The 9,506-nt window shown below is 68.1% G+C and carries 10 protein-coding genes; 3 read left to right on the forward strand and 7 right to left on the reverse strand.

The genetic code is table 11. The annotated features are described in order from the left end of the window. Window positions 1–17 precede the first annotated feature (17 nt). Window positions 18–722 carry a helix-turn-helix domain-containing protein gene (locus tag ACFY3V_RS08170; protein ID WP_362903395.1) on the forward strand — a complete coding sequence of 235 codons (705 nt, stop codon included), beginning with the start codon at window positions 18–20 and terminating at the stop codon, window positions 720–722. A 15-nt stretch (window positions 723–737) separates the two neighbouring features. Here the strand turns inward: ACFY3V_RS08170 and ACFY3V_RS08175 are convergent, their stop codons facing one another. Then, window positions 738–1,121, reverse strand: coding sequence for a VOC family protein (locus tag ACFY3V_RS08175; RefSeq protein ID WP_362903393.1), 384 nt, complete (start codon window positions 1,119–1,121; stop codon window positions 738–740). 655 nt (window positions 1,122–1,776) lie between these two features. Between ACFY3V_RS08175 and ACFY3V_RS08180 the strand changes: the two genes are divergently transcribed. Beyond that, window positions 1,777–3,234: an RICIN domain-containing protein gene (locus ACFY3V_RS08180; protein WP_362903391.1), complete on the forward strand. Its 1,458-nt coding sequence runs from the start codon at window positions 1,777–1,779 to the stop codon at window positions 3,232–3,234. 41 nt (window positions 3,235–3,275) lie between these two features. Here ACFY3V_RS08180 and ACFY3V_RS08185 read toward each other — a convergent pair whose 3' ends face one another. Next, on the reverse strand, window positions 3,276–4,052 hold the full coding sequence (locus ACFY3V_RS08185; protein WP_389771173.1) for an HNH endonuclease family protein: 777 nt from the start codon (window positions 4,050–4,052) through the stop codon (window positions 3,276–3,278). Here ACFY3V_RS08185 and ACFY3V_RS08190 point away from each other — a divergent pair. After that, window positions 4,041–4,763, forward strand: a complete 723-nt coding sequence (locus tag ACFY3V_RS08190) for a hypothetical protein (RefSeq protein WP_389771177.1) — start codon at window positions 4,041–4,043, stop codon at window positions 4,761–4,763. The genes ACFY3V_RS08185 and ACFY3V_RS08190 overlap by 12 nt on opposite strands. A gap of 30 nt (window positions 4,764–4,793) precedes the next feature. On the opposite strand, the gene ACFY3V_RS08195 is transcribed toward ACFY3V_RS08190, so the two are convergent. The 5 genes from ACFY3V_RS08195 to ACFY3V_RS08215 all read right to left on the reverse strand — a co-directional run. Beyond that, window positions 4,794–6,077: a hypothetical protein gene (locus ACFY3V_RS08195; RefSeq protein ID WP_389771180.1), complete on the reverse strand. Its 1,284-nt coding sequence runs from the start codon at window positions 6,075–6,077 to the stop codon at window positions 4,794–4,796. Between the two features lie 35 nt (window positions 6,078–6,112). Further along, the gene (locus ACFY3V_RS08200) at window positions 6,113–6,799 is read right to left on the reverse strand and encodes a response regulator transcription factor (RefSeq protein WP_362926317.1); all 687 of its coding nucleotides are present in this window, start codon (window positions 6,797–6,799) and stop codon (window positions 6,113–6,115) included. Window positions 6,800–6,803: 4 nt separating this feature from the next. Continuing rightward, window positions 6,804–7,979: a sensor histidine kinase gene (locus ACFY3V_RS08205; RefSeq protein ID WP_389771183.1), complete on the reverse strand. Its 1,176-nt coding sequence runs from the start codon at window positions 7,977–7,979 to the stop codon at window positions 6,804–6,806. A 112-nt stretch (window positions 7,980–8,091) separates the two neighbouring features. Further along, window positions 8,092–8,625, reverse strand: a complete 534-nt coding sequence (locus ACFY3V_RS08210; protein ID WP_389771186.1) for a hypothetical protein — start codon at window positions 8,623–8,625, stop codon at window positions 8,092–8,094. A 156-nt stretch (window positions 8,626–8,781) separates the two neighbouring features. After that, window positions 8,782–9,506, reverse strand: a 725-nt coding sequence (locus tag ACFY3V_RS08215; protein WP_389771189.1) for a hypothetical protein, incomplete at its 5' end; no start/stop codon positions are given.

The raw sequence follows: 9,506 nt of genomic DNA on the forward strand, positions 1-9,506 counted from the left end.
GGTGGAGGTGGCTCGGCGTGAGCGCTGGAGATCGCGCCGGAGACGGCGCCGGTCAGGGCAACGGATCCCAGACCTTGGATCGCGGCCTGAGGCTCTTGGAGTTGCTCGCCGCGGAAGACCGCGACATGACCGTCGCGGAGCTGGCCACGGCGCTGGGCATGCACCGGCAGGCCGTCTATCGGCTGCTCACCACGCTCCGCAGTCACCGCCTCGCCGCCGAGGGCAGTTCGGGGCGCTACCGGCTCGGGCTGGGCGTGATCCAGCTCGCCCGGCAGGCCAACCCGCAGCTCCAGCGCGCGGTCATCCCCTACCTGCGCACGCTGGCCGAAGAGCTCGGCGTCACCACGCAGTGCGTCATGTCGGAGGGGGCCGACGCCGTGGTGCTGGCGGTCGTCGAGCCGTCCGACGCGATCTTCCATCTGTCCCAGCGCAGCGGTGCCCGGCATCCGCTCGACCAGGGGGCGAGCGGCCTCGCCATCATGCTCGCCCGGCCGCCCAGGGCCGACGACCCGGCCGCGGTCGTCGAGGCGCGGAAGTGCGGATACGCGGTGTCGCGCGGAAACCTGACACCGGGCGCGGTCGGCATCGCCGTGCCGCTCTACGACGGCGAGGGACGCTCACTCGAGGCGAGCCTCGGCATCGTGTCGATGGTCGACCTGGACGTCGAACACACCGCCAAACGCCTCCTCGCCACCGCGAAGGAGATCACCACCCGGGAGTGACGGGCTGTCCCCGAGTCAGGACGCGGTGGCGGCGCGCTCGGCGGCGCTGCGCTCGACGCAGAACTCGTTGCCCTCGATGTCGGCGAGGGTGACCCAGCCGGTGCCGTCGGGACGGCGGCGGTCGGCGACCAGGGTGGCACCGAGGGAGAGCAGGCGCTCGACCTCCTCGTCGCGAGTGCGGTCTGTGGGCTGGATGTCGAAGTGGATCCGGTTCTTGACCGTCTTGCCCTCGGGGACGGCGATGAACAGGAGCGAGACGCCCTCCGTCTCGACCAGTGCCTCGGGGTCACCGGGGTGGTCGTCTTCGCCGATCTTGGTGTTCAGCACCTCGGCCCAGAAGGTTCCGAGCCGGTAGGTGTCCGCACAGTCGATGCTCACGTGGTGCACAAGAGAAGCCATGGCCGACAGTATGCCCGTCCCACCTCGCAGGCAGGCTCCGGTGATCTTGAGGCCGTAACGGCCGCTCGGGTGCCCCGCCGGACTCCGCGGCGCGTTCCCAGGCGGTGGTGCCCGAGCTTCGCCGGTCGCGTGGTGGCCGTCCGGACGACGAGGGCGCCCTCGTCGTGAGTGGCCACGGAGATTCCGGCCGCCAAGCACCGAAGAGGGCTGAACAGGCGATACAGCCGTCTCCGACCCGGAGACCGGCATCGTCGCCGCCGCGGAATGTCGACCGCATGGGGACGAATTTCTGATAACGAGATATTGACATCCCACCTTGCGAACCCTGACACTTTGCGGAAATACAATAGAAACACGAATGCGACCCGATCGTCGGGCCTTCATCAAGGACCAATCCCCCCACCGCCAAGCCCACAGGGACGAGATGCACGAAGAGATGTTATCGCTAACAATTCTCCGTGCGTCCGCCGATACGCCCCCTTACCTCTGAGCCCAGCCGTGAGCGCGCAGCTGTGATGTCGCCCCTCTCCGTCTCCTTACTGATTCCCGGGAAGGACACCCGCGGCGTCCCTCCCCCTCCAGTGATTGGACATTCATGGCACTGATCATGGCGTCTGATGGTTACTCGTCAGGATCCTCGCGGCGCATTCGGTCGTTGCGCCGATTACTGATCACCCTCGTGGTGACCGCGCTCACCGCGGCGACCAGCCTCGTCGTCTCCGCACCGTCGGCCAATGCCGAGACCAGCCAGTTCCGAGGCATGAACTGGGCCGTACTGGGTGACAACTTCAGCACCGGCACGCTCGTCGTGCAGGGACTGAGCCAGTCCGACAGCAACGCGACGGTTCGCGCGAAGGCCAACTCGCTCTACGACCACATGGAATACATCATGGGCATCAACACCATCCGGTTGCCCATCAACACTCACACCGTGGCCAACACGACCTGGTGGAACTCCTACCGCGGCGCCATCGACGCCGCCGCCGAACGCGGATTCAAGGTCATCCTCGCCTACTGGGAGGACGGCGCCGCCTCAGGTGGCAGGATCACGAACCTCGCCGCCTGGAACACGATGTGGTCCAGCGTGATCAACACGTACGGCTCGAACAGCAACGTCTACTTCGAGCCGATGAACGAGCCGCACGGCTACTCGTCGACGGAGTGGCGCAACGTCGCGGCGAACTGGCTCGGCTATCACACCTCGGCGGTGCCCGGCCGGGTGCTCATCGGCGGCACCGGCTTCAGCCAGGACCTGCGGGACATCTGCAACGACAGCCGCTTCAACTCGACGCTGCTGTCCTTCCACTACTACGCCTTCTTCTACGGCCCGATGACCTACGACGAGTTCCGGAACCACATCCAGACACGTCTGGGCAACTGCGCCCACCGCGCGGTCGCGACCGAGTTCGGCGCGCCGATGTCCACCGGCCTCAACTACGCCGACCCGACCAGCACCGACAACTTCGTACGCTACCTCCGCGCCATGGCCCAGGTCATGCGGGACAACCAGATGGGCGGCACCTACTGGCCCGCCCTCGGCGGCAAGCCGGGCACCATCGGCTACGACTGGTACTCGATGTACGTCATGGGCGGCAGCGGCACCAACCTCAGCGTGACCGTCCGCAACGGCCACGGCGCCAACCGGGTCCGGTACGCCTGGGGCGACGCCGTCGGCGACGTCACCCCTCCGCCGACGGTGACCTACAGGATCAACGCGCGCCACAGCGGCAAGGCCATGGACGTCCAAGGAGCGAGCACCAACGACAGTGCGCGCGTCGGCCAGTACACCTACAACGGCAACGCGTGGCAGCAGTGGCAGTTCCAGGACGTCGGCAGCGGCTACTGGCGCATCGTCAGCCGCCACAGCGGAAAGTGTCTTGACGTGGTGGGCGCCTCGACCGCCGACGGCGCCGAGCTCGTCCAGTACACCTGCGGCCTCGGCAACAACCAGCACTTCCAGATGGTCAGCAACGGCACCTACTTCCAGCTCCGGGCACGACACAGCAACAAATGCGTGGACGTGCCCGCCGCATCGACCGCGGACGGCGTGATCCTCAAGCAGTATCCGTGCAACAGCGGCACCAACCAGCAGTGGTCGCGCACGGCCGTCTGACGATCGTCTCGACGTGAAGGTGGCCCCGGCGAACGCCAACCTCAGCAGGTGCGGAGCATGTTGAGCAGGGCCACCTTCTCCTTGCGGGTCACGAAGAGCCGGTAGTGGCGCTTCACCGTGATCCACGAGGTCGCGTACTGACACCAGTGGGCGCGACGTTGCGGGCGCCAGCTCTGCGGACCTTTGCCGCCCTTGGCGATGTTGGCGGAGTGGCTGACGGTGAGCAGTTCGGGGCGGACCAGGTCGTTGGCGAACGCGCGCCGCTTGGCCTGGCTCCATCGCTTGGCGCCCGAACGCCAGGCGTAGGCGAGCGGCACCAGGTGGTCGACGTCCACGTACTTCTCGCTCTTCAGCCACTTGCCGTCGTACGGGCTGTACCAGCGCCCCTTGACCGGATGGCAGGCCGCGTTGCGGCGCACGTTCCGCCCGTCGCGGGCCAGGACCAGCTCCCGCGTGTTGCACCTGCTCTTGCGGTGCGCCGATCGGGACTGGAACCGCTCGCGGCCGTAGCCCCGGATGGACAGCGGCCTGGCGACCTTGAGCTGAGCCAGCATGCGCCGGGCGAGGGCCGCGGACTCCGCCTGTGATCGTTTACGCGGTTCGGCCGCCGCCTGCGGGGTGGTGAGGACGGCGGTGATCGGAACGAGCACGAAGGTGAGTACGGCGGTGTGCGCTGCACGTCTCAGGTAGATCATGACTTTACCTATACCCGACGACCTCCCCGACCCGGCAATCGGCAGGAACATGTCCGTGTGGGCGAGTGACATGAGGTTGTCGACGCCGACCTCACCATAGGAGGACACCGGATGACCAGCCATGACTCCCCTGCGGACAGCGAAGTCCGGGATCCCTTCGGCACGTTGCGCCGCGCACTGTGGATCGGCGGTGGCCAATGGGCCGGAAAGTCGACCGTGGCCCGGCTCCTGGCCGTCCGATATCGCATCACCGTCTACCACTACGACCACCACGACGCCCGCGGTCACAACGATCGTCGGATCGCCCGTCGCGTCGCCCTCGGCGAGCCCGCCACCGAGCCCGACCCGGACAAGATGTGGGTCCACACCACCCCGGAGGAGATGGCCACCACGACCCTGGCCGGTTTCCCCGACCGGTTCGAATGGGCCCTGGACGACCTGCGAGCGCTCGTCTCAGGCCACCCGATCATCGCCGAAGGCTGGGGACTCCGCCCTGAACTCGTCGCCCCCATCATCGACTCACCACGCCGGATGGTCGTCATGGTGCCCACGCCGGAATTCCGCCGACGCCAGTCCCAAGAACTACCGCGCGCCGCCTCACTCGGGCACCGCGTCAGCGATCCGGCCCGCGCACAGGCCAACCGCCTCACCCGGGACCGCCTCGTCGCGGAGGACGCCGTCCGCACCGCCCACCGGCTCGGCATCCGCGTGATCGAAGTCGACGGTTCCCGCGACGCCGCCACGATCGCGGGGATCGTCGCCGACCATTTCAGCCCTTACCTGCCAGAGCAAGATCGCACCCCCTTCAAGCCGGGGTGTTGCGACGATCACTAGAACGGAGGCACGAAAGAGGGCGTTCCGACTTCACGGATTCGTCCGGGCCGACGCACCGAGTGCGAGCAGCAGCAATCCTGCCGAGGCCCATGCGGCCCAGTCTCCCAGGACGGTGTAGAGGGTGGCCGAACCCTCCTGAGGCAGGGTGGCCATGACCGTGGTCATGCCCGTCGTGCCGGTGTGCCGCTCGGCGAGGATCCGGCCGCGGCCGTCGCTGACCGTGAGCCATCCCCCGCGTGCGGCGCGGGCCACCGCCAGGCCGCTCTCCACACCGCGCAGCACCGCCATGCGGCTGTGCAGCCGCGCGTCCTCGCCGAAGTCCCAGGCCGGCGCGAGCAGGGCGGCGACCCCGGCCTTGCTGTACTCCCTGACCAGGCCGGGGAAGTCCAAATCCTTACAGATGATGAGGCCGAGCCGATTGCCGTCGAGGAAGGCCAGGCCGGTGCCGGGCCGGAATTCGCGCTCCACCCCGGGGATCATGTGGTGCTTGTCGTAGCGCACGCCGGAGGGGTAGCTCACCGCGCTGTTGGTCTCCATGGCGATCCCCGCGACCACCTCCACGCCCGGGCGGGCGAACGGCAGGTCGACGGTCTTGAAAACCTTCTCGGGCAGCACCACGATCTCCGCCCCGCGAGCCACCGCGGCGTCCACGGCCTCGCCGTACCGGCGGACGAGCTGCTCGGAGTCGTCCGTCGCGACCAGCGCGACCTTCCGCCCCCCGGTGTCGGCGGGCGTCGCGAGCCGTACGAGACCGTGGCCGAGCGTGAGCGCGACCAGCACACCCGAGACCATCACCGCGCGTGGCCGCAGGACCGCGACGGAGGCGGGCACGAACAGCAGGAGGAAGGTGATGCCCCAGACCCCGGTGACCGAGGCGGTCTGCAGCACGGGCAGGACGTCGGCCTGCGTGTACGCCAGGCTCCACCAGGCCCCGTGCGGCGCGGCGAGGCTCATGCCGTACTCGGCGGTGACCCAGACGGCCGGTACGGCCGACGCCGCCAGGAGCGGCCTGCCGCGCACGATCAGGGTGCGGAAGAGCAGCACGCCCAAGCCGTAACAGAGCGCGGGGCCGACGATGAAGGCGGCGGCCAGAGCGGGTGGCATTTCAAGAGGTCCGGTGAAGTACGGCCACATCCGCGCCTGGCCGACGAGCCAGACCAGTGTCCCCGCAACGAAAGCCGTACCCCCGCCCGCCCGGCGCGCCAGGAACAGGACGGGGAGCGGCGCGAGCCAGGTGAGCCACCAGACGGGATGGAGGCCGGTGCCGAAGTGCGTCAGGACGGCGGAGGCGAGGGTGAGCAGGATGCGTTCCATGCCGATGATCGTGCTTTCCCCACCCCGCGTGCGCGTCACTCGCGGGTGTGATCTCCGTTGTCACTCCTGCCGGCGACCACCAGCCCGGACTCGTAGGCGAGCACCACGGCCTGGACCCGGTCCCGCAGGTCCAGCTTGGTGAGCATGCGGCTGACGTGTGTCTTGACCGTGTGCTCGGTGACCACGAGCGCGGCGGCGATCTCCGCGTTCGACAGGCCGTGCGCGACCAGCCTCAGCGTCTCGCGCTCGCGTTCGGTCAGTGCGTCCAGCCTGGCCGTCAGCCGGGGTGCGACGCCGTGGGCGGGTCTGCGCACCAGGTCCTCAAGCAGCCTCCTGGTCGCCGCCGGAGCCAGCAGGGCCTCACCCGAGGCGACGGTACGGACGGCGTGGGCCAGCTCGTCGCGCCGGATGTCCTTCAGCAGGAAGCCGCTCGCCCCCGCCCGGACCGCGTCGTAGACGTACTCGTCGAGATCGAACATGGTCAGCACGAGTACCTTGGCGGCGGTGGTGGCGCAGATCTCCCTGGTCGCCTCGATGCCGTTCCTGCCCGGCATGCGCACGTCCATCAGGACCACGTCCGGCCGGAGCCGCCGGGCCGCGGCGATCGCCTCCTCACCGTCGGCGGCCTCGCCGACCACCTCCATGTCCGGCTGCGCCCCCAGGATCAGCCCGAACGCCGCACGGAAGAGGTCCTGGTCGTCGGCGATGAGCACCCGCAACATGCGGCTATTCAAGCGGAAATTCGGCTCTCACCGTGAACCCCCCGCCCCGTCCCGCCTCGGCCCTGAGCGTCCCGCCGCATGCCGCCGCCCGCTCTCGCATCCCGGCCAGCCCGTACCCGCCGCGCTCGCCCGGCCCTCGCCCGTCGTCGGCGATCTCCACCGTCAGGCGCTCCCCCCAGGTCAGAGCGAGGTGTACGGAACGCGTGCCGGCGTGCTTGCGCACGTTGGTGAGCGCCTCCTGAACGATCCGGTAGACGGCCGCCTCAACGCTCTCGGCGACCGGGCGCGGGATACCGGCGGTCGTACTCACCACATCGAGACCGCTGCGGTCGAGCAGCGCGGGGAGGTTGGCCAGACGCGGCTGGAACAGTGACTCGCTCAGGCGCTCTTCGGCATGGCCGCACACCAGTCCGCCATCGTCGGCATGGCCGCACACCGGTCCGCCGTCGCCGTCATGGCCGCACACCGGTCCGCCGCCTTCGCCAGGGGTCCGCAGCGTGGTGAGCACCCCCCGGAGCTCGGCCAGCGCACCTCTTCCCATGTCGGCGATCGCGTCGAAAACCGCTTCGGCCCTGTCCGGGTCGCCGCGCACCACCACCGGCCCGGCTTCGGCCTGGACCACCATCAGCCCAACGGAATGGGTGATGATGTCATGCATGTCGCGCGCGATCCGAGTGCGTTCCTCGGCCGCCGCCGCGATGTGCTCCTGCTCCAGCCGCCGCGCCCGCTCGGTCAGCTCGGCGGCTCGCGAGCGGCTCGCCCTGACACTGGTGCCCAGCGCGTAGGCGGCCACGAAGGCGGTCCCCACCAGCCGGAAGGTCTCGCCGTTCTCCCCCGGCAGCACCAACGAGGTCCCCACCGTCGCCACGATCGCCGGAATCGCCGCCAGCCTCTTCCACGTGGGACTCAGGTCGGCGATCGTGTAGACGGCCAGCAGCGGCCCGAAGGGCAGCAACGGCTTCTCCCATGTCACCAACACCGACATCGCCGCCCCGACCACCACCGCCACCACCATCGGCGCCCGCCTGCGCCACACCACCGGCACCGACGCCAGCAGCCCCAGCCCGATGATCCACCACGGATCGGGATCGGGCAGAACAAGCGGCATCACCGTGGCCAGGACCACGCCCACCGCGAGCGCCCCGTCAACCATCCTGTCGGTCCGGCCCGCCGCAAACATCCGCCCATTATCCGGATCCGTCCGCTCGCTGCCCTCACTCTCAAGAGTGATCATTCCCGCCACGCAGCCTGCAGGGTCCTACCCCTTGGTCCGGGCACCTCTCTTGGGAGGGCTACGCGTCAGATACCAATCGGTGCCGCACGAATTCTGGATGGGCATCGCCGACATCGATGCTGTTCTCATCAAGAGCGTTGGCGATGTGGAAACGACCGGCATCGAAGGCGAACTCCACAGCGAGGGTGCCGTCCGCCAGGTCATGACATGATGACGGCCGCCACTCGAGCAGAGCGACTTCGCGCAGTTCCAGGCCGACGAACGGCTCAAGCCGCTCGTCGGCGCTGGACCACACCGGGGTGAGCTCGTCCCACTCCCAGCCACTGATGGCGACCGTCGTGTCGATGGTGTTCCAGCCGATCGACAGCTCATCGAACTTCGAGTGGCAGATCTCGACCTGGACACCGTCGAAGTCCAGGACGATCGGGCAATCGGCGTACCAGTCCCCGTCCTCGACAAAACGCACGAGCGCGAATCCCGTCAGACGTCGGCCACCAAGTGTGGCCAGACCTGGCCCGTGTCGCTCACGGACGGCTTCGAGTCCGACGAGAAAGGTCGGCTCGAAGCCGGAAATCCCCATCATGTCAGGCAATTGTCCAGGCTCCTTACCGGCCGGTCGATCCGTCGTGACCAATGGTGAACCGACCGACACACCTGGAACTCCAATAGGCTCGTATCATGATCCGCGCTGTGGTCTTCGACGTCGGCGAGTGCCTGTCACCCGCCGACAGTGCTGATCACACCGTGATCATGTAGGCCGCTCATTGACCGTGGCGCAATCCACGTTCGCGCTCGCGCGCTCGCCGTTCTGGTTCTTGAGCACCCATATGCCCTTGTTGTTGAAGCGAATCCATGCCTCGTCATCATTAAGTCCCCGTATCCAGCCGGCGGACACGCCACCGAATATCCGCACGCCCTTGTCCTGTTCCAAGAACTGGATGTATCCCCTGCCCTCGCCTGCTCCGTTGACTTGGCTGGTGGTCACGCTGTTCACGTCGGCTTTGTCAGCGAACACGGTTCCCCAGGTTTGTCCGGCCCCCTTGCGCACGTTCAGGCCTTCCTTGGGGAAGCTGATCCATCCGTCGTCGGCGCTCCGCCCCTGCACCCACTCGGTGTTGATGCCGTTGAGGTCGGCCCTGTCAGCGTGCACAGTCCCCCACGCCCCACTCCCCTGACGGACATCAAGCCCATCCTTGGGAAAAGTAACCTTCCCATCGTCGGCGCTCCGCCCCTGCACCCACTCGGTGTTGATGCCGTTGAGGTCGGCCCTGTCGGCGTGCACAGTCCCCCACGCCCCACTCCCCTGACGGACATCAAGCCCATCCTTGGGAAAAGTAACCTTCCCATCGTCGGCGCTCCGCCCCTGCACCCACTCAGTGTTGATGCCGTTGAGGTCGGCCCTGTCGGCGTGCACAGTCCCCCACGCCCCACTCCCCTGACGGACATCAAGCCCATCCTTGGGAAAAGTAACCA

Origin of the sequence: Streptosporangium sp. NPDC000095 (genome assembly GCF_042899335.1) — a bacterium.
Classification (GTDB): Bacteria; Actinomycetota; Actinomycetes; order Streptosporangiales; family Streptosporangiaceae; genus Streptosporangium.

What these genes read in the sequence shown, in the direction of transcription:
- ACFY3V_RS08175 (WP_362903393.1), bottom strand. Translation starts at nt 1,121, where the DNA reads ATGGCTTCTCTTGTGCACCACGTGAGCATCGACTGTGCGGACACCTAC.
- ACFY3V_RS08190 (WP_389771177.1), top strand. Translation starts at nt 4,041, where the DNA reads ATGACCAGCCATGACTCCCCTGCGGACAGCGAAGTCCGGGATCCCTTC.
- ACFY3V_RS08185 (WP_389771173.1), bottom strand. Translation starts at nt 4,052, where the DNA reads ATGGCTGGTCATCCGGTGTCCTCCTATGGTGAGGTCGGCGTCGACAAC.
- ACFY3V_RS08195 (WP_389771180.1), bottom strand. Translation starts at nt 6,077, where the DNA reads ATGGAACGCATCCTGCTCACCCTCGCCTCCGCCGTCCTGACGCACTTC.
- ACFY3V_RS08200 (WP_362926317.1), bottom strand. Translation starts at nt 6,799, where the DNA reads ATGTTGCGGGTGCTCATCGCCGACGACCAGGACCTCTTCCGTGCGGCG.
- ACFY3V_RS08205 (WP_389771183.1), bottom strand. Translation starts at nt 7,979, where the DNA reads ATGTTTGCGGCGGGCCGGACCGACAGGATGGTTGACGGGGCGCTCGCG.